The organism is Streptomyces sp. NBC_01788, from assembly GCF_035917575.1.
Lineage (GTDB): Bacteria > Actinomycetota > Actinomycetes > Streptomycetales > Streptomycetaceae > Streptomyces.
The window spans coordinates 2,744,350-2,762,426 of sequence record NZ_CP109090.1 but is presented as its reverse complement, the minus strand read 5'-3'; the positions used below and the strand labels follow the sequence as shown (position 1 = coordinate 2,762,426).

Here is an 18,077-nt window from a genome sequence, read left to right as displayed (position 1 = left end):
TGGCCTCGTGTTGCCTGGAATGCCCTGTTGGTGATCGAATACTTCTTCGGCAATGGAAATGTCGAGGCATGCATGGGGTGGCGCAGATGTTCGGCCGCTGGCTGGGAAACCGGACGAACCGGGTGCAACAGGCGAGTCCGCTCGCGACGGTGCAGACCCCGCCCGACGCCGGGGTGCTGAGCTGCCGGGTGCTCGATCCGATCAACGAACCGCTGGGGCACGCGGAGTTCACCGTGAGCGACGCGATGGGGCGCACGGTGGTCGGCGGCGGCACGGATCCGTACGGATTGTTCCTGGCGACGGTCCCGGCGGGAGAGTACCGGCTCGCCATCTCCGCGGAGGGGTACAGGCCGCACCGCGCGACCGTGTTCGTTCGTGAGAACACGCTGGCCCCGTTGGGCGATGTGACCCTCCAGGCCGCCCAGCCGCCGGACCTGCCGGCGCCGGGCGACTGGGAGATGGAGGCGGCGCACTCCTCGATCGGCTTCACCGCCCGGCACATCGGGCTGGCCCGGATCCACGGGCGGTTCAACTCCTTCGCCGGGGCGGTGCGGATCGCCGACCCCGTGGAGCGGTCCGCGATGCACGTGGTGATCGACGCCTCGTCCATCGACACGAACGTGCGGATGCGCGACGACCATCTGCGCTCGGCGGACTTCCTGGACGCCGCGAACTTCCCGACGCTCGAGTTCTACAGCGAGCGATGCGTGCACAGGGGCGGCAGCCGATGGGCCGTCACCGGCGCGCTGTCGCTGCACGGCGTGACGCGTACGGTCACCCTCGACATGGAGTACCTCGGGCTCGGCAACGGCATCGAGGGCGAGGTGCGGGCGGCCTGCCGGGCCACCACCGAACTGCACCGGGACGACTACACGGTGAGCTGGCAGACGATGCTGGCACGGGGGATCGCCGTGGTCGGCCCGACCATCCAGGTCACCCTCGACGTGCAGCTCGTCCCCAAGGCCTAGCATCCGGCCGGGCACGGCGGCCGCCGGACGCTGTCACGTCGAGTGCCGGACAATGGCCCCGTGAGCGATGTGAGACACGTACTGGTGCTGCCCGACCGCGATGCCGCGGAGGAGGCGGCGCAGGCGCTCGCGGAGCGGTTCGCGGTCGACGAGGAACCGCGGATCGTCCGCGACGCGCTGGCCGGTGAGGACGACGCCGAGGACGCGCAGTGGCTCGTCGTCCTCCGGGACGAGGGGGAACGGCTCGATCCGGCGGAGCTGGACGCGTTCGCCGGGGAGTGGGAGGGCTGGCGGGAGGAGCCCTAGCCGTCCCGCGACCCTCCTCGTGTCCCGCGCCGGGGGTGTTGTCGGTGGTCCGTGGGATGCTTGTCGCGATGGCCAGGAAGACTGCGAACGACGACCTTCTCGCCCCGGTGACGCTAGCCGTGGGGCAGGAGGACCTCCTGCTCGACCGTGCCGTGCGGGAGGTGGTGGCCGCCGCCAGGGCCGCCGACGCCGACACGGACGTACGGGACCTCACCCCGGACCAGTTGCAGCCCGGCACGCTCGCCGAGCTGACCAGTCCGTCGCTCTTCGCCGAGCGCAAGGTCGTGGTCGTGCGCAACGCGCAGGACCTGTCGGCCGACACCGCCAAGGACGTCAAGGCGTACCTGGGGTCGCCCGCCGAGGAGATCACACTGGTGCTGCTGCACGCGGGCGGCGCCAAGGGCAAGGGTCTGCTCGACGCCGCGCGCAAGATCGGCGCGCGCGAGGTGGCCTGCCCGAAGATGACCAAGCCGGCCGACCGTCTCGCCTTCGTGCGGGGCGAGTTCCGCGGGCTCGGACGTTCGGCCACACCGGAGGCGTGCCAGGCGCTGGTCGACGCGATCGGCAGCGATCTGCGGGAGCTGGCGTCCGCGGTGGCGCAGTTGGCCGCCGACGTCGAGGGAACGATCGACGAGGCCGTCGTCGGCCGCTACTACACGGGGCGGGCCGAGGCGTCCAGCTTCACGGTCGCCGACCGGGCCGTCGAGGGACGGGCTGCGGAGGCGCTGGAGGCGCTGCGGTGGTCCCTGGCCACCGGGGTGGCCCCGGTGATGATCACCAGCGCGCTCGCCCAGGGTGTGCGGGCGATCGGGAAGCTGTCGTCCGCGCGCGGCGGCCGTCCGGCCGACCTGGCGCGGGAACTGGGCATGCCGCCCTGGAAGATCGACCGCGTCCGGCAGCAGATGCGCGGCTGGACCCCGGACGGCGTGGCCGTCGCCCTGCGCGCCGTCGCCGAGGCCGACGCGGGCGTCAAGGGCGGCGGCGACGACCCCGAGTACGCCCTGGAGAAGGCGGTCGTCGCCATCGCCCGGGCGGCCCGCTCCAGAGGACGCGCCTGACACGCCCCGCACCACCGGCTGAGCTGCCCTGCACCACCGGCTCAGACGCCCCGCGCCGGCCGTCTCGGGTCACCCATGACGTGCCGCCCCGCGCCGCCCTGCCTCGGATCGCTCCTGGCGTGGCGGCCCGCGCCGCCCTGCCTCGGATCGCTCCTGGCGTGGCGGCCCGCGCCGCCCTGCCTCGGATCGCTCCTGGCGTGGCGGCCCGCGCCGCCCTGCCTCGGATCGCTCCTGGCGTGGCGGCCCGCGCCGCCCTGCCTCGGATCGCTCCTGGCGTGGCGGCCCGCGCCGCCCTGCCTCGGATCGCTCCTGGCGTGGCGGCCCGCGCCGCCCTGCCTCGGATCGCTCCTGGCGTGGCGGCCCGCGCCGCCCTGCCTCGGATCGCTCCTGGCGTGGCGGCCCGCGCCGCCCTGCCTCGGATCGCTCCTGGCGCGGCGGCCCGCCTCGCCTCGCTCGACGCAATCCCATGACATGCCGCTGGCGTCCCGCCCCGCCGCCCCGCGCAACCCATGACGTGGCGCCCCACGTCAACCCGCGGCAAAGGCGCCCTTCACGCTTCCGAGACCTTCAGGCCCCCGCGGCCTTGCGCGTTCGCGTTCCTCGCGCGTTCGCGTTCCTCGCGCATCCGCGCCCCTCACGCTCCCGCGACACGCCGAGGACCCCGTCGCTCTCCCTGGGGAAAGGGAGTGCGACGGGGTCCTCGGGTCACGCCGTTCGGTTCCGCGCCCGCGTGGCGAACGCAGGCCGCGCGCGGAGCCGGGGGGCCGGTCGGGGGCGGATGAGAGAGGGCCCGCCCTGGGTCCTTCCGGCCACTCGGATCCCTGAGGATCCGTTCAGATCAGGGAAGGAGATCAGCCCTTGAGGGTCGTCACCTTGGTGGCCAGCGCCGACTTCTTGTTGGCGGCCGCGTTCTTGTGGATGACGCCCTTCGAGACGGCCTTGTCGAGCTGACGCGCGGCAGCGCGCTGCAACTCGGTGGCCTTCTCGGTGTCACCCGCGGCAACGGCCTCGCGGGCCTTGCGGATCGCGGTCTTCAGAGAGGACTTGACGGCCTTGTTGCGCAGCCGGGCCTTCTCGTTGGTCTTGTTCCGCTTGATCTGGGACTTGATGTTCGCCACGAATGAGCCTTTTCAGGTTCTGGCACGGGGCCGCACGGGTCCCGTACCGATGATTTCTTGAGATGTGCCTCGCGCGAAGAGTGCATGAGACACAGTCGCCCAGGCTACCAGCGGCCCGCTGGGCGGCCCAAACCGGTCCCCGGTCCGCGCCCGTGGGACCATGGAAGCTACGTATCGTTCCGACCCGAGGCACAAGGCGCCTCAAGAAACAGGACCCTGCGTGCCCGCGACCCCTGACAACGTGCCCGAGCCGAGCCGTACCGCCCCGGCTCTGATCCGCAATTTCTGCATCATCGCGCACATCGACCACGGCAAGTCCACCCTCGCCGACCGGATGCTCCAGCTGACCGGGGTGGTCGAGCAGCGGCAGATGCGCGCCCAGTACCTCGACCGCATGGACATCGAGCGCGAGCGCGGCATCACGATCAAGTCCCAGGCGGTGCGCCTGCCGTGGGCCCCCACCCACGACCCCGGCAACACGCACATCCTCAACATGATCGACACCCCGGGGCACGTCGACTTCACCTACGAGGTCTCGCGGTCGCTCGCCGCCTGCGAGGGGACCGTCCTGCTCGTCGACGCGGCCCAGGGCATCGAGGCCCAGACCCTCGCCAACCTCTACCTGGCGATGGAGAACGACCTCACGATCATCCCGGTCCTCAACAAGATCGACCTGCCGGCCGCCCAGCCGGAGAAGTTCGCCGAGGAGCTGGCCAACCTCGTCGGCTGCGACCCCGACGACGTGCTGAAGGTCTCCGCCAAGACCGGCCTCGGCGTCGACGCGCTGCTCGACCGGGTGGTCAAGGAGATCCCGGCCCCGGTCGGCGTCGCCGACGCCCCCGCCCGCGCGATGATCTTCGACTCCGTCTACGACTCCTACCGCGGCGTCGTGACCTACGTCCGTGTCATCGACGGCCAGCTCGGCAAGCGCGAGCGGATCCGGATGATGTCCACGGGCGCCACCCACGAGCTGCTGGAGATCGGCACCAACTCCCCGGAGATGCTGCCGGCCGACGGCCTCGGTGTGGGCGAGGTGGGCTATCTGATCACCGGTGTGAAGGACGTCAGGCAGTCCAAGGTCGGTGACACCGTCACCAGCCAGCACAAGGGCGCCGAGGAGGCGCTCGGCGGCTACAAGGACCCGAAGCCGATGGTCTTCTCCGGCCTGTATCCGCTGGACGGCTCCGACTACCCCGAGCTGCGCGAGGCGCTGGACAAGCTCCAGCTCAACGACGCGGCCCTGGTCTACGAGCCGGAGACCTCCGCCGCCCTCGGCTTCGGCTTCCGCGTCGGCTTCCTCGGCCTGCTCCACCTGGACGTGATCCGTGAGCGGCTCGAGCGCGAGTTCGGTCTCGACTTGATCGCCACCGCCCCCAACGTGGTCTACCGCGTGCTGATGGAGGACGGCATCGAGCACACGGTGACCAACCCAAGCGAGTTCCCCGAGGGGAAGATCGACGAGGTGTACGAGCCGGTCGTGCGGGCCACGATCCTCGCGCCGACCGAGTTCATCGGCTCGATCATGGAACTGTGCCAGACCCGCCGCGGCACCCTCCTCGGCATGGACTACCTCTCCGAGGACCGCGTCGAGATCCGCTACACGCTCCCGCTCGCCGAGATCGTCTTCGACTTCTTCGACCAGCTCAAGTCCAAGACCCGCGGCTATGCCTCCCTCGACTACGAGCCCACCGGCGAGCAGAGCAGCTCCCTGGTCAAGGTCGACATCCTGCTGCACGGCGACAAGGTGGACGCCTTCTCGGCGATCACCCACAAGGACCAGGCGTACGCGTACGGCGTGCGGCTCGTGGCCAAGCTCAGGGAGCTCATCCCGCGGCAGAGCTTCGAGGTGCCCGTCCAGGCCGCCATCGGCTCCCGGGTGATCGCCCGCGAGACCATCCGCGCCATCCGCAAGGACGTCCTCGCCAAGTGCTACGGCGGTGACATCTCCCGCAAGCGGAAGCTGCTCGAGAAGCAGAAGGAAGGCAAGAAGCGCATGAAGATGGTGGGTTCCGTGGAGGTTCCGCAGGAGGCCTTCATCGCGGTGCTCTCCAGCGACGACAGCGCGGGGTCGGCCAAGGGCAAGAAGTGACCGTCCGCTAGCCCGGAGCGGGCGGACGCGACCCGGTGAACCGGGTGGAAAAGGGGCCCGTCGTGCGAAAGCGCGGCGGGCCTCTGCGCATCCGCCCGGTAGCTCTCCGTGGAAGTGCCCGGGCGCGGCCCCTTACGCGGTGGCCGGTCGCGCCTTAGTCTGATCCTGCCTGTTAGTTACTCGTGAGTTAAACAAGAGTCCGAACCACCATCCGTGAGTCACCCAGCCGCAAAGAGCCAGCCGCACCGCCGCGGGCCCCGGAGGATGTCGTGAGCGACGCACAGAACCTGATCGAGAACCGTCCGCCCTCCGTGGCGGCCCTCTTCCTGGAGCGCGTGGCGGCCACACCGGGCGCCGAGGCCTACCGCTACCCCGTACCCGCGGCCTCCGGCGAGGGCCCGGACGAGTGGAGGTCGCTGAGCTGGGCGCAGTCCGCCGAGCGGGTCTACGCGATCGCGGCCGGACTCATCGATCTGGGCGTGCGGCCGGAGGAGCGGGTCGCGCTCGCCTCCTCCACCCGTGTGGAGTGGCCGCTGGCCGACCTCGGCATCATGTGCGCGGGCGCGGCCACGACGACGGTCTATCCGCAGACCAACGCCGACGAGGCGGCCTTCATCCTGTCCGACTCCCAGAGCAGGGTGCTCATCGCGGAGAACGCCGAGCAGGTGGCCAAGGCCGAGGAGAAGCGCGCCGAGCTGCCCGAGCTGCACCATGTCGTCGTCATCGACCCGGACGGCGTCGAGACCGGCGACCGGGTGATCGGCCTGGCCGAGCTGGAGCGGCGGGGCGCCGCGTACCTGGCGGAGCACCCCGAGCTGATCAAGGAGCGGGTCGGCGCGATCACCAAGGACCAGCTCGCCACCCTCATCTACACCTCCGGCACCACCGGCCGCCCCAAGGGCGTCCGGCTGCCGCACGACAACTGGTCGTACATGGCCAAGGCCATCGCCGCCACCGGCCTGGTCGGCCCCGACGACGTGCAGTACCTGTGGCTGCCGCTCGCGCACGTGTTCGGCAAGGTCCTCACCTCCGGCCAGATCGAGGTCGGGCACGTCACCGCCGTGGACGGCCGTGTGGACAGGATCATCGAGAACCTGCCGGTCGTCCGGCCCACCTACATGGCGGCCGTCCCGCGCATCTTCGAGAAGGTCTACAACGGCGTCGCCGCCAAGGCCCGCGCCGGCGGCCCGGCCAAGTACAAGATCTTCCAGTGGGCCGCCGAGGTCGCCCGCGAGTACGCCAAGGTCACCCAGGACAACTTCAAGCGCACCGGCACCCGGTCCGCGCCCTTCGCTCTGGCCGCCAAGCACAAGGTCGCCGACGCGCTCGTCTACGCCAAGATCCGCGAGGCCTTCGGCGGCCGGCTGCGCGCCTGCGTCTCGGGCAGCGCCGCCCTCGCCCCGGAGATCGGCTACTTCTTCGCCGGCGCCGGCATCCACATCCTGGAGGGCTACGGCCTCACCGAGTCCTCCGCCGCCTCCTTCGTCAACCCGGGTGAGGCCTACCGCACCGGCACGGTCGGCAAGCCGCTGCCCGGCACCGAGGTGCGCATCGCGGACGACGGCGAGATCCTGCTGCGCAGCCCCGGCATCATGGAGGGCTACCACAAGCTGCCCGAGAAGACCGCCGAGGTGCTGGAGGTCGACGGCTGGTTCCACACCGGCGACATCGGCGAGCTCTCCCCGGACGGCTATCTGCGCATCACCGACCGCAAGAAGGACCTGATCAAGACCTCCGGCGGCAAGTACATCGCGCCCGCCGAGGTCGAGGGCCAGTTCAAGGCGGTCTGCCCGTACGTCTCCAACATCCTCGTGCACGGCGCCGACCGGAACTTCTGCACCGCGCTGATCGCCCTCGACGAGCCCGCGATCCTGGAGTGGGCCAAGGAGAACGGTCTGGAGGGCAAGCCGTACGTCGAGGTCGTCGCCGCGCCCCGGACCGTCGAGATGGTCGACGGCTACGTCAGGCAGCTCAACGAGGGCCTGCAGCGCTGGCAGACGATCAGGAAGTTCCGCCTGCTGCCGCGCGACCTCGACGTCGAGCACGGCGAGATCACCCCGAGCCTGAAGCTGAAGCGGCCCGTGGTGGAGCGGGAGTACAAGCATCTGATCGACGAGATGTACGCGGGCGCGCGTGAGGCCTGATCACTGAGCCCGCACGGCCGGTGAACTCCCCGCGCGCCTCGGGTGCGCGGGGAATGATCACCGAAAACGTTCATGGGTGCTCGGAGCTGTCCGTTTTTGATCACTCCGGTGGTGCAGTTTTCAGCCAAGGCGGCTCACTTCGGTAACTCCTCGCTTATGGGCGCGGTCGGTCTGTCACCCTGTCGGCATTGACCGAACCGATCCGTCAGGACCGCCCGGGGAGCCGCAGATGGGGGCCATTCCCACGCAGCGGGAGACCGTCTCCCGTGCCTCCGAGGTGCCCGCGCACGGCACGACGGCGTGCCCTCAGGCGCGCGCGACGCTGCCCCAGGGCTCCCTGGCACCGGGCGCCGCCCGCGCGCTGCTGCGCGCGGCGCTGGCCGAGTGGACGGACCTCGGGTTCGAGATCGGCGAGCGGCTGGCCGACGACACCCTGATCGTGGTCAGCGAACTGGTCACCAACGCCGTCGTGCACGCGGGCACCGACGTCGAGCTGACCTGCCGGCTGGAGCCGGAGACCGGCGCCTGCTTGGTCGAGGTGTGCGACCACCACCCCTCGCGCGCTCCCCGCGACCACGGTTCCGGGGCGCCGCACGAGACCCCGGAGTACGGCCGCGGCCTGCGGCTGGTCGCGACGCTCTGCGAGGCCTGGGGCGTCACCTACCGGACCGGCGCCAAGACGGTGTGGGCGCGGCTGCCCGCCGAGGCCGCACCGGCGGAGGAGGGCGAGGAGGCGTACGGGGCGGAACACGGCCTCGGTATCGCCGAGGTCCTGGCGCCCGAGCCGCAGCGGGCCGGGCGGGACCGCGACTGGCTGGGGCGTGGCGCCCTGTCCTTCCTCGCCGAGGCCTCCGATCTGCTCGCCGGACAGCTCGACGAGGACCTGGTCGCCTCGCTCACCGGGCAGTTGCTCGTGCCCCGGCTCGCCGACTGGTGCGCGGTGTGGCTGGAGGACGAGTCCACCGGCCGGTGGGGGTCCTCCCGCTGGAGCGAGGGCGGCGCGGGCTGGAGCGACGTCACCGGCGCGGCCGGGCCGCGGCTCGCCCGGGTCTGGCACGGCAGCGAGAGCCACGTCGAGGAACTGCGCCGGGCCCTGGAGAAGGACCCGCCGCGCCCCACCGACGGCCTGCGGTCCGGGCCCGCCCCCTACCCCTGGCCGGGGGAGGCCCTCGGCCCGCACGCGGCCCACGGCGCGGCGCTGGCGTACCGCCTGATCGCGGGCGGCCGTCCGCTGGGCACGCTGGTCATCGGGCGGACCGGGCTGCTCCGCTTCCCCGACGAGGTCACCGGCCTGGTCGAGGACCTCAGCCGCCGGGTCGCGCTCGCCATCGGCGCGGCCCGTCAGTACGCGCGCCAGGCCACCATCAGCGCGGTGCTCCAGCGCGGCCTGCTGCCCGGCGCGGTCGCCGAGATCCCAGGACTGCGCAGCGCGCTGGTGTACGAGCCGTGCGACAAGGGCGGCCCGAGCGGCGACTTCTACGACCTCTTCCCGGCCGGTGACGGCCGCTGGTGCTTCGCCGTCGGGGACGTGCAGGGCAAGGGCCCCGAGGCCGCCGTCGTCATCGGGCTCGCCCGCCCCTGGCTGCGGCTGCTGGCCCGCGAGGGCTACGGCGTCGCCGACGTCCTGGACCGCCTGAACCAGCTCCTCCTCGACGACGCCACCGAGGCCGCCGACGCCGCCGCGCGCGTCCTGGTGGCGGCCGGCGGGCGCACTCCGCTCCCCGGGGACACCCAGACCCGCTTCCTGTCCCTGCTGTACGGCGAGCTGGTCCCTTTCGACGGCGGCGTGCACTGCACCCTCGCCTCCGCCGGGCACCCGCTGCCGCTGGTCCTCGGACGCGAGGGCGGCGTCCGTACGGTGGCCCGGCCGCAGGCGCTGCTCGGCGTGATCGAGGACGAGACGTACGACTGCGAGACCTTCGAGCTGGGGCCGGGCGACACCCTGCTGTGCGTCACCGACGGCGTCACCGAACGACGCTCCGGCTCCCGCCAGTTCGACGACGGCGACGGCCTCGCCGCGGCCCTCGCCGACTGCGCCGGCCTCGACGCCGAACCGATCGCCGACCGCATCCGCGACCTCGTCCACGACTTCGGCGCGGGCCCCCCGGAGGACGACCTGGCCCTCCTGGTGCTCCAGGCCGAACGAGACTGACGAAACACCCGGCCGGGACCAGCCCGCGTGTGCTGGACAATGGAAGACATGCCTTCCGCACTTCCCGATGGTGAGTCCGTTCCCGATGACGGTGCGCTGCCCACGCACGCCCTTGCCGGTGGGGGTCCCTCCCAGGCCTTCAAGGCACTGGGGGAGGCCGAGCGGGCCCTCGGGTTCTATCTGCACGTTCCCTACTGCGCGACCCGCTGCGGGTACTGCGACTTCAACACCTACACCGCCACCGAGCTGCGTGGCACCGGCGGGGTGCTCGCCTCGCGGGACAACTACGCCGGGACGCTGACCGACGAGGTGCGCCTCGCCCGCAAGGTGCTCGGCGACGACCCGCGCGAGGTCCGCACGGTCTTCGTCGGCGGCGGCACGCCCACGCTGCTGCCCGCCGAGGACCTGGTGCGGATGCTGGCGGCGATCCGCGACGAGTTCGGTCTCGCGGCCGACGCGGAGATCACGACGGAGGCCAACCCGGAGTCGGTCGACCCGGCCTACCTGGCCGTGCTCCGCGAGGGCGGCTTCAACCGGATCTCCTTCGGCATGCAGAGCGCCCGGCAGCACGTCCTGAGGATCCTCGACCGCACCCACACGCCCGGCCGCCCCGAGGCCTGTGTGGCCGAGGCCCGCGCCGCCGGCTTCGAGCACGTCAACCTCGACCTGATCTACGGCACCCCCGGCGAGTCCGACGACGACTGGCGCGCCTCGCTGGACGCGGCCCTCGGCGCCGGCCCCGACCACGTCTCGGCGTACGCCCTGATCGTGGAGGAGGGCACGCAGCTCGCCCGCCGGATCCGGCGCGGGGAGATCCCGATGACGGACGACGACGTGCACGCCGACCGCTATCTGATCGCCGAGGAGACGCTGTCCGCGGCGGGCTTCGAGTGGTACGAGGTGTCCAACTGGGCCACCTCGGAAGCCGGCCGCTGCCTGCACAACGAGCTGTACTGGCGCGGCGCCGACTGGTGGGGCGCCGGACCCGGCGCGCACAGCCACGTCGGGGGCGTGCGCTGGTGGAACGTGAAGCATCCGGGCGCGTACGCGGCGGCCCTCGCGGCCGGCCGCTCACCGGGAGCCGGGCGAGAACTCCTCACCGAGGAGGACCGCCGGGTGGAGCGGATCCTGCTGGAACTGCGACTGCGCGAGGGCGTCCCGCTGGACCTGCTGCGCCCGGACGGCCTGGCCGCGTCCCGGCGGGCGCTGTCCGACGGGCTGCTCCAGGAGGGGCCGTACGAGGCGGGGCGGGCCGTGCTCACCCTGCGGGGCCGGCTGCTGGCGGACGCGGTTGTGCGGGACCTGGTGGACTGAGCCACCCGGAGCAGGCGGTCCCTGGGGCCGCGGGCCCGGCTCGGCTACTCGGGCCGGGCGGTGACGAAATCGATCAGTTGCTCGACCCGGCCCAGCAGCTCCGGTTGCAGGTCCTTGTAGGACCGCACGTGGGACAGGATCCGCTGCCAGGCCGCGCCCGTGTTCTCCGGCCAGCCCAGGGCGCGGCACACGCCCGTCTTCCAGTCCTGGCCGTGGGGGACGCGGGGCCACGCCTCGATCCCGAGCGAGGAGGGCTTCACGGCCTCCCAGACGTCGATGTACGGGTGGCCGACCACCAGCGCGTGCTCGCTGGTCACCGACTCGGCGATGCGCCACTCCTTGCTGCCGGGCACCAGATGGTCCACCAGGACGCCGAGACGGGCGTCCGGGCCGGGCGCGAACGCCTCGACGATCGACGGCAGGTCGTCGACGCCCTCCAGGTACTCCACGACCACGCCCTCGACGCGCAGGTCGTCGCCCCACACCTTCTCGACCAGTTCGGCGTCGTGCCGGCCCTCGACGTAGATGCGCCCGGCGCGGGCCACACGCGCGCGTGCCCCGGGCACGGCGACCGAACCGGATGCCGTACGGGTGGGCCGTAGCGGACCGGACGACGGCTTCACCAGGGTGACCGCCCGCCCCTCCAGCAGGAACGCGCCGGGTGCGAGCGGGAACACCCTGTGTTTGCCGAAGCGGTCCTCCAGCGTCACCGCGCCCGCCTCGCAGCGGATCACCGCCCCGCAGAAGCCGGTCCCGGGCTCCTCCACCACCAGACCCGGCTCGGCGGGAACCTCCGGCACGGTCCGCGGCTTCTTCCACGGGGGGTCGAGGTCGGGCGAATACAGGCGAGGGCGCGGGCCCGAAGGGCCCTCATTGGAAGGGCGGTGGCGGGAGACGGGTGGGCGCATTCGAGTGACGATAGGGACGGAGCCGTGTCCCCTCAGCGCGACACGCCGAAGCGCGTGGCCAGGGCGTCCCGCTGGGCGCGGACGAAGGCGGCGTCCACCACCGCTCCGTGACCGGGGACGTACAGCGCGTCCTCGCCGCCGAGCGCCAGCAGCCGGTCGAGCGCGGCGGGCCACCGGGACGGCACGGCGTCCGGGCCCGCCTGGGGTTCGCCGGACTCCTCGACCAGGTCCCCGCAGAACACCACGGTCGGGTCGCCCGGCACCACCACCGCGAGATCGTGCGTGGAGTGCGCCGGGCCCATGTTCACCAGCAGCACCTCCCGCCCGCCTCCGAGCCGGAGGGTGAGCAGGTCGCGGACCTCGCGGCCGGGCCGTACCAGGGTGTCCGCCGCCTCCTCGGCCGCCTTGGCGTCCAGGCCCTGGCGCACCGCGTCCCCGCGCAGCTCCGCGCGCTCACCGCTGTCACCGAACACCGCGTCCGCGCCCTCGGCGGCGAAGATCTCCGCGCCGTCGAACACCGCTGCCCCGAAGATGTGGTCGAAGTGGGGGTGGGTGAGCGCGAGATGTGTCACATCACCACCGGCGCGCGCCCGCGCCCAGGCACGCAACCGCGCGCCCTCCGCGTGGCTCGAACCCGCGTCGACCATCAGCGCGGCGCCCTCCCCGACGACCAGCCCGGTCGTGCAGTCCCATCCGGGCAGGCGGCACCGCCCCACCCCGTCCGCCAGCCGTTCCCATTCCAGTTCTTCCCGGGCTTCGTCCCGAGGGGTTTCCCGCGCATCCGTCATGGGGCGACGCTAGCGGTGATGCCCGCCGGGTACGACATCCCGGCCGATCCCGGGTGATCCCGGTCCCGACCTCGCAGGCAGTCGTGGCCCGGCCTTGCCGGGGGCGTACCCGGCGGCCGTACACTGGGCCGGGTAGAGCTGGCACTCCTATGCGCAGAGTGCCAGGCGGGTGGCCGAGGAACGACCCTGGAGGTGTGCGCGATGCTCAGCGAGCGGCGGCTTCAGGTGCTGCGCGCCATCGTCCAGGACTACGTGGGCACCGAGGAGCCGGTCGGCTCCAAGGCACTCACCGAGCGGCACAGCCTGGGCGTCTCACCGGCCACGGTCCGCAACGACATGGCGGCCCTGGAGGACGAGGGCTTCATCGCCCAGCCGCACACCAGTGCCGGCCGCATCCCCACCGACAAGGGCTATCGCCTGTTCGTCGACAAGCTCGCCGAGGTCAAGCCGATGACCGCGCCCGAACGGCGCGCCATCCACCACTTCCTCGACGGCGCCGTCGACCTCGACGACGTGGTGGCCCGCACGGTGCGGCTGCTCGCCCAGCTGACCCGGCAGGTCGCCGTGGTGCAGTATCCGTCGCTGACCCGTTCGACCGTGCGGCACGTGGAGCTGCTGTCTCTCGCGCCCGCGCGCGTGATGCTCGTGCTGATCACGGACACGGGCCGGGTCGAGCAGCGGATGATCGACTGCCCGGTGCCCTTCGGGGAGACCTCCCTGGCCGATCTGAGGGCGCGGCTGAACAGCCGGGTCGCGGGCCGCCGCTTCACGGACGTCCCGCAGCTCGTGGAGGACCTGCCCGACGCCTTCGACGTCGAGGACCGGGGTACGGTCTCAACCGTGCTGTCCACTCTGCTGGAGACGCTCGTCGAGGAGAACGAGGAGCGGCTGGTCATCGGCGGCACGGCCAACCTCACCCGCTTCCCGCACGACTTCCCGCTCACCATCCGGCCCGTTCTGGAGGCGCTGGAGGAGCAGGTCGTGCTGCTGAGGCTGCTCGGTGAGACGCAGAATGCGGGCATGACCGTGCGCATCGGTCACGAGAACGCCCACGAAGGACTCAACTCCACGTCCATCGTGTCGGTCGGCTACGGTTCGGGCGGCGAGGCAGTGGCCAAGCTCGGCGTGGTCGGACCGACCCGCATGGATTACCCGGGAACGATGGGAGCGGTACGCGCAGTGGCACGGTACGTCGGACAGATCCTGGCGGAGTCGTAGGTGGCCACGGACTACTACGCCGTTCTCGGCGTGCGCCGTGACGCGTCGCAGGAAGAGATCAAGAAGGCCTTCCGGCGGCTCGCACGCGAGCTGCACCCGGACGTCAACCCGGATCCGAAGACCCAGGAGCGGTTCAAGGAGATCAACGCCGCCTACGAGGTGCTCTCCGACCCGCAGAAGAAGCAGGTCTACGATCTCGGCGGCGACCCCCTCTCGCAGTCCGGCGGGGCCGGCGCGAGCGGCTTCGGGGCCGGCGGTTCCTTCGGGAACTTCTCCGACATCATGGACGCCTTCTTCGGCACGGCGTCGCAGCGCGGACCGCGCTCGCGCACGCGCCGGGGCCAGGACGCGATGATCCGGCTCGAGGTCGAGCTGGACGAGGCGGCCTTCGGCACCACGAAGGACATCCAGGTCGACACGGCCGTCGTCTGCAATACCTGCAGCGGCGAGGGAGCGGCCCCGGGCACCACGGCGCAGACGTGTGACATGTGCCGCGGCCGGGGTGAGGTCTCGCAGGTCACCCGGTCCTTCCTGGGCCAGGTCATGACCTCGCGTCCGTGCCCCCAGTGCCAGGGCTTCGGCACGGTGGTGCCCACCCCGTGCCCGGAGTGCGCCGGCGACGGCCGCATCCGCGCCCGCCGCACCCTGACCGTGAAGATCCCGGCCGGTGTCGACAACGGCACGCGCATCCAGCTCGCGGGCGAGGGCGAGGTCGGCCCCGGCGGCGGTCCGGCCGGCGACCTGTACGTCGAGATCCACGAGCTGCCGCACTCGACGTTCCAGCGGCGCGGCGACGACCTGCACTGCACGGTCACCATCCCGATGACCGCGGCGGCCCTTGGCACCAAGGTGCCGCTGGAGACCCTGGACGGCCTGGAGGAGGTCGACATCCGCCCGGGCACCCAGTCCGGCCAGTCGATCCCGCTGCACGGCCGGGGCGTCACGCATCTGCGCGGCGGCGGCCGGGGCGACCTCATCGTCCACGTCGAGGTCCAGACCCCGACCAAGCTCGACCCCGAGCAGGAGCGCCTGCTGCGCGAACTGTCCAAGCTGCGCGGCGAGGAACGCGCCCAGGGGCAGTTCCAGCCTGGGCAGCAAGGCTTGTTCTCGCGGTTGAAGGATGCCTTCAACGGTCGCTGAGGCGGGGCTGGGGGCCGGCCGGGGGTCCGGGGGTTGTCCCCCGGGCAGGCGCAGTCAGCCTGGGCAGCAAGGCTTGTTCTCGCGGTTGAAGGATGCCTTCAACGGTCGCTGAGGCGGGGCCGGGGCGGACCACCGGTTCGGTGGTCCGCCGGAATGGGATTCCTCCGGCATATGCCGGAGGTCGCCCGGATTCGGACTCGTCCGGCGGACGTGACAACATGCCGTCATGTCCTCCGCACTGACCGATCTCTTCCCGCACCCGATCGTGCAGGCGCCGATGGCGGGCGGTCCCGCGGTGCCGCCGCTCGCCGCGGCGGTGTCCGACGCCGGCGGGCTGGGATTCCTCGCGGCCGGATACAAGACCGCCGACGGCATGTACCAGGAGATCAAGCAGCTTCGCGGACTGACCGGCCGCCCCTTCGGCGTCAACGTGTTCATGCCGCAGCCGGAGAGCGCCGAGACCGGCGCCGTCGACCTCTACGCCCACCAGCTCGCCGGTGAGCCCGGCTGGTACGAGACCGAACTCGGCGACCCGGAGTCCGGACGCGACGACGGCTACGACGCCAAGCTCGCCGTGCTCCTCGAGGACCCGGTGCCGGTGGTCTCCTTCCACTTCGGCGTGCCCGCCCGCGAGGTCGTGGACTCCCTGCACCGGGTCGGCACCTTCGTCCTCGCCACCGCCACCACCACCGAGGAGGCGCTCGCCGTGGACCGGTCGGGCGCGGACGCGGTGATCGCCCAGGGCGTGGAGGCCGGCGGCCACCAGGGCACCCACCGCGACCTGCCGGAACAGGACGGCGCCGGGATCGGCGTGCTCTCGCTCGTCGCGCAGATCCGTGAGACGGTCGCCCTGCCGATCATCGCCACGGGCGGCATCATGCGCGGCAGCCAGATCGCCGCCGTGCTCGCGGCAGGCGCCGGCGCCGCCCAGCTCGGCACGGCCTTCCTCGCCACCCCCGAGTCCGGCGCGCACAAGCTGCACAAGGAAGCTCTCACCGACCCGGTGTTCCCGCGTACGGAGCTGACCCGGGCGTTCTCCGGGCGGCCGGCCCGCGGACTGGTCAACCGCTTCATGCGGGAGCACGGCCCCTACGCGCCCGCCGCCTACCCGGAGGTCCACCACCTCACCGCGCCGCTGCGCAAGGCGGCCGGCAAGGCGAAGGACGCGCAGGGCATGGCACTGTGGGCGGGCCAGGGCCACCGGATGGCCCGCGTACTGCCCGCGGGACAGCTCGTGGAGGTACTGCTCGCCGAACTCGACGCGGCACGCGCGGCGTTGGCGGCGGGCCCGGCGGCAGGAGGTGACGCGCGATGACCGCGCCGGTGTTCGTCGTCGACGAACTGAAGCTGATCGGCACGGAGTTCGTGCTGGACGGCCCCGAGGGGCGGCACGCGGTCTCGGTCAAGCGGCTGCGGCCGGGCGAGGACGTGGTGCTCACGGACGGCCGCGGGCGCTGGACCGAGGGCGTGGTCAAGGCAGCCGAGGGCAAGGACCGGCTGGTGATCGCGGACTTGACGGCTCTCGTCGAGGAAGCGCCGGAGTCCCCCCGTATCACCGTCGTCCAGGCGCTGCCCAAGGGCGACCGCGGTGAACTCGCCGTGGAGACCATGACCGAGGTCGGCGTGGACGCGATCGTGCCGTGGTCCGCCTCCCGCTGCATCACGCAGTGGAAGGGCGACCGGGGTCTGAAGGCGCTCGGCAAATGGCGTGCCACCGCCCGCGAGGCCGGCAAGCAGTCCCGCCGGGTGCGCTTCCCCGAGGTCGCGGACGCGGCGACGACCAAACAGGTTGCCGCACTTCTGGCCGGAGCCGACTTCGCCGCCGTGCTCCACGAGAGCGGCGAGGAGCGCCTGGCCACCGCCGAACTCCCCGCCCGGGGCGAGATCGTGCTGGTCGTCGGCCCCGAAGGCGGGGTGTCCCCCGAGGAGTTGGCGCAGTTCCGGGACGCGGGCGCCAAGCCGTACGTGCTCGGGCCCACCGTGCTGCGCACCTCGACCGCCGGCACCGCGGCGACCGCCCTGCTGCTGGGCCGTACCGGCCGCTGGTCCTGATCAGCCGCTTGTCCTGACCGGCCGGGCACGTCCCGAGGCCGACCGGACGAGCGCGGGCGTGCGCGGCGCGCGCGTGGCCGTATGCGCTCTACCGTCCTGGGTGCGGCGGTGGCAGGCTGCCGTACATGGGGGCATTGAGACGGATTCGGCGCCTGCCGCACAGGCGGCGGGTGAGGGCCGTGACGGTGCTCGCGGTGGTCGCCGCGGGCGGCGCCGTCGCATGCGATCCCGGCGGGCTCAACGCGGGCTCGGCGGCGTACACGACCGACAGGACGGCGACGGCGGAACTGAACCGGCGGCACGCTTCCGTGAGTTGGCTCAACTGCACGGGCAGGGACGGCGACGGGGGCCGGACACGCGCGGCGGGAAGTCCGGCGCCTTCGGCGTCCGAGATCACCGTGGTCTCCGTGGACTGCGTGGGCGAGACGAAGGACGGCCGGAGGATCACCGTCACCGGGGAGGTCACCCGGGCCGTCGACGGAGCCTGCGTGCGCGGGGACCTGACCGCCTCGGTGGGCGGCAAGGAGTGGTTTCACGTGCGCGGCCTCGGCGACTGCGACGCCACGACCGGGCCGACGTACCGGCCACCCGTCACCTACCGGCCCACCCAAGGGCAGCCGCAGCCGGGGGTCACGGTGACGGTCACGCGGACGATCTGGTGCCAGGGCGATCCCACCTGCTGGCCCGTGCGCGGCAAGTGAGACGGCACGGCCGCCGGTTCGCGCGCGGGGAGGCCGTTCGCCCCCTGTCCGTGGCCGCCGCCCCTGCGTAGGGTGATCACGTGACTCAGCCCACATCGTCGTCCGCGTCCGTGTTCTCCGC

15 protein-coding genes are annotated in these 18,077 nt (G+C 72.3%); 12 read left to right on the top strand and 3 right to left on the bottom strand.

Features of this window, described 5'->3' with window-relative positions; genetic code table 11:
• The first annotated feature begins 86 nt into the window (after window positions 1–86).
• The 3 genes from OIE49_RS12730 (at window position 87) to holA (ending at window position 2,332) form a co-directional block, all read left to right on the top strand.
• On the top strand, window positions 87–968 hold the full coding sequence (locus OIE49_RS12730) for a YceI family protein (RefSeq protein ID WP_326806210.1): 882 nt from the start codon (window positions 87–89) through the stop codon (window positions 966–968).
• 60 nt (window positions 969–1,028) lie between these two features.
• Window positions 1,029–1,274, top strand: a complete 246-nt coding sequence (locus tag OIE49_RS12725) for a hypothetical protein (protein WP_326802413.1) — start codon at window positions 1,029–1,031, stop codon at window positions 1,272–1,274.
• 68 nt (window positions 1,275–1,342) lie between these two features.
• The gene (gene holA, locus OIE49_RS12720) at window positions 1,343–2,332 is read left to right on the top strand and encodes a DNA polymerase III subunit delta (protein WP_326802412.1); all 990 of its coding nucleotides are present in this window, start codon (window positions 1,343–1,345) and stop codon (window positions 2,330–2,332) included.
• A gap of 851 nt (window positions 2,333–3,183) precedes the next feature.
• Here the strand turns inward: holA and rpsT are convergent.
• On the bottom strand, window positions 3,184–3,450 hold the full coding sequence (rpsT, locus tag OIE49_RS12715; RefSeq protein WP_100566886.1) for a 30S ribosomal protein S20: 267 nt from the start codon (window positions 3,448–3,450) through the stop codon (window positions 3,184–3,186).
• A 220-nt stretch (window positions 3,451–3,670) separates the two neighbouring features.
• On the opposite strand from rpsT, the gene lepA reads away from it, so the two are divergent.
• From lepA to hemW, 4 genes are all read left to right on the top strand, one after another.
• Complete coding sequence (gene lepA, locus OIE49_RS12710) at window positions 3,671–5,539, top strand: translation elongation factor 4 (protein ID WP_326802411.1); 1,869 nt, start codon at window positions 3,671–3,673, stop codon at window positions 5,537–5,539.
• 269 nt (window positions 5,540–5,808) lie between these two features.
• Window positions 5,809–7,683: an AMP-dependent synthetase/ligase gene (locus OIE49_RS12705; protein ID WP_326802410.1), complete on the top strand. Its 1,875-nt coding sequence runs from the start codon at window positions 5,809–5,811 to the stop codon at window positions 7,681–7,683.
• Window positions 7,684–7,912: 229 nt separating this feature from the next.
• Window positions 7,913–9,835 carry a SpoIIE family protein phosphatase gene (locus tag OIE49_RS12700; protein WP_326802409.1) on the top strand — a complete coding sequence of 641 codons (1,923 nt, stop codon included), beginning with the start codon at window positions 7,913–7,915 and terminating at the stop codon, window positions 9,833–9,835.
• Between the two features lie 48 nt (window positions 9,836–9,883).
• Window positions 9,884–11,149: a radical SAM family heme chaperone HemW gene (hemW, locus tag OIE49_RS12695; protein ID WP_326802408.1), complete on the top strand. Its 1,266-nt coding sequence runs from the start codon at window positions 9,884–9,886 to the stop codon at window positions 11,147–11,149.
• 44 nt (window positions 11,150–11,193) lie between these two features.
• Here the strand turns inward: hemW and OIE49_RS12690 are convergent, their stop codons facing one another.
• The gene (locus OIE49_RS12690) at window positions 11,194–12,057 is read right to left on the bottom strand and encodes a DUF3097 domain-containing protein (RefSeq protein WP_326802407.1); all 864 of its coding nucleotides are present in this window, start codon (window positions 12,055–12,057) and stop codon (window positions 11,194–11,196) included.
• A 32-nt stretch (window positions 12,058–12,089) separates the two neighbouring features.
• Complete coding sequence (locus OIE49_RS12685; protein ID WP_326802406.1) at window positions 12,090–12,845, bottom strand: MBL fold metallo-hydrolase; 756 nt, start codon at window positions 12,843–12,845, stop codon at window positions 12,090–12,092.
• Window positions 12,846–13,046: 201 nt separating this feature from the next.
• On the opposite strand from OIE49_RS12685, the gene hrcA reads away from it, so the two are divergent.
• From hrcA to OIE49_RS12660, 5 genes are all read left to right on the top strand, one after another.
• Window positions 13,047–14,063 carry a heat-inducible transcriptional repressor HrcA gene (gene hrcA / locus OIE49_RS12680; RefSeq protein ID WP_100566899.1) on the top strand — a complete coding sequence of 339 codons (1,017 nt, stop codon included), beginning with the start codon at window positions 13,047–13,049 and terminating at the stop codon, window positions 14,061–14,063.
• Window positions 14,064–15,203 carry a molecular chaperone DnaJ gene (dnaJ, locus tag OIE49_RS12675; RefSeq protein ID WP_100566900.1) on the top strand — a complete coding sequence of 380 codons (1,140 nt, stop codon included), beginning with the start codon at window positions 14,064–14,066 and terminating at the stop codon, window positions 15,201–15,203.
• A 226-nt stretch (window positions 15,204–15,429) separates the two neighbouring features.
• Window positions 15,430–16,518 (top strand): nitronate monooxygenase, encoded by a 1,089-nt coding sequence (locus tag OIE49_RS12670; protein ID WP_326802405.1) that lies wholly within the window; start codon window positions 15,430–15,432, stop codon window positions 16,516–16,518.
• The gene (locus OIE49_RS12665; protein WP_326802404.1) at window positions 16,515–17,255 is read left to right on the top strand and encodes a 16S rRNA (uracil(1498)-N(3))-methyltransferase; all 741 of its coding nucleotides are present in this window, start codon (window positions 16,515–16,517) and stop codon (window positions 17,253–17,255) included. The genes OIE49_RS12670 and OIE49_RS12665 overlap by 4 nt, the downstream gene beginning before the upstream one ends.
• A 125-nt stretch (window positions 17,256–17,380) precedes the next feature.
• On the top strand, window positions 17,381–17,956 hold the full coding sequence (locus OIE49_RS12660; RefSeq protein ID WP_326802403.1) for a hypothetical protein: 576 nt from the start codon (window positions 17,381–17,383) through the stop codon (window positions 17,954–17,956).
• Window positions 17,957–18,077: the final 121 nt, after the last annotated feature.

Coding starts and splice junctions, on each gene's coding strand:
- hrcA (WP_100566899.1), top strand. CDS start 13,047: ATGCTCAGCGAGCGGCGGCTTCAGGTGCTGCGCGCCATCGTCCAGGAC.
- OIE49_RS12660 (WP_326802403.1), top strand. CDS start 17,381: ATGGGGGCATTGAGACGGATTCGGCGCCTGCCGCACAGGCGGCGGGTG.
- OIE49_RS12665 (WP_326802404.1), top strand. CDS start 16,515: ATGACCGCGCCGGTGTTCGTCGTCGACGAACTGAAGCTGATCGGCACG.
- OIE49_RS12730 (WP_326806210.1), top strand. CDS start 87: ATGTTCGGCCGCTGGCTGGGAAACCGGACGAACCGGGTGCAACAGGCG.
- OIE49_RS12685 (WP_326802406.1), bottom strand. CDS start 12,845: ATGACGGATGCGCGGGAAACCCCTCGGGACGAAGCCCGGGAAGAACTG.
- OIE49_RS12700 (WP_326802409.1), top strand. CDS start 7,913: ATGGGGGCCATTCCCACGCAGCGGGAGACCGTCTCCCGTGCCTCCGAG.
- holA (WP_326802412.1), top strand. CDS start 1,343: ATGGCCAGGAAGACTGCGAACGACGACCTTCTCGCCCCGGTGACGCTA.
- OIE49_RS12690 (WP_326802407.1), bottom strand. CDS start 12,057: ATGCGCCCACCCGTCTCCCGCCACCGCCCTTCCAATGAGGGCCCTTCG.
- hemW (WP_326802408.1), top strand. CDS start 9,884: ATGCCTTCCGCACTTCCCGATGGTGAGTCCGTTCCCGATGACGGTGCG.
- OIE49_RS12670 (WP_326802405.1), top strand. CDS start 15,430: ATGTCCTCCGCACTGACCGATCTCTTCCCGCACCCGATCGTGCAGGCG.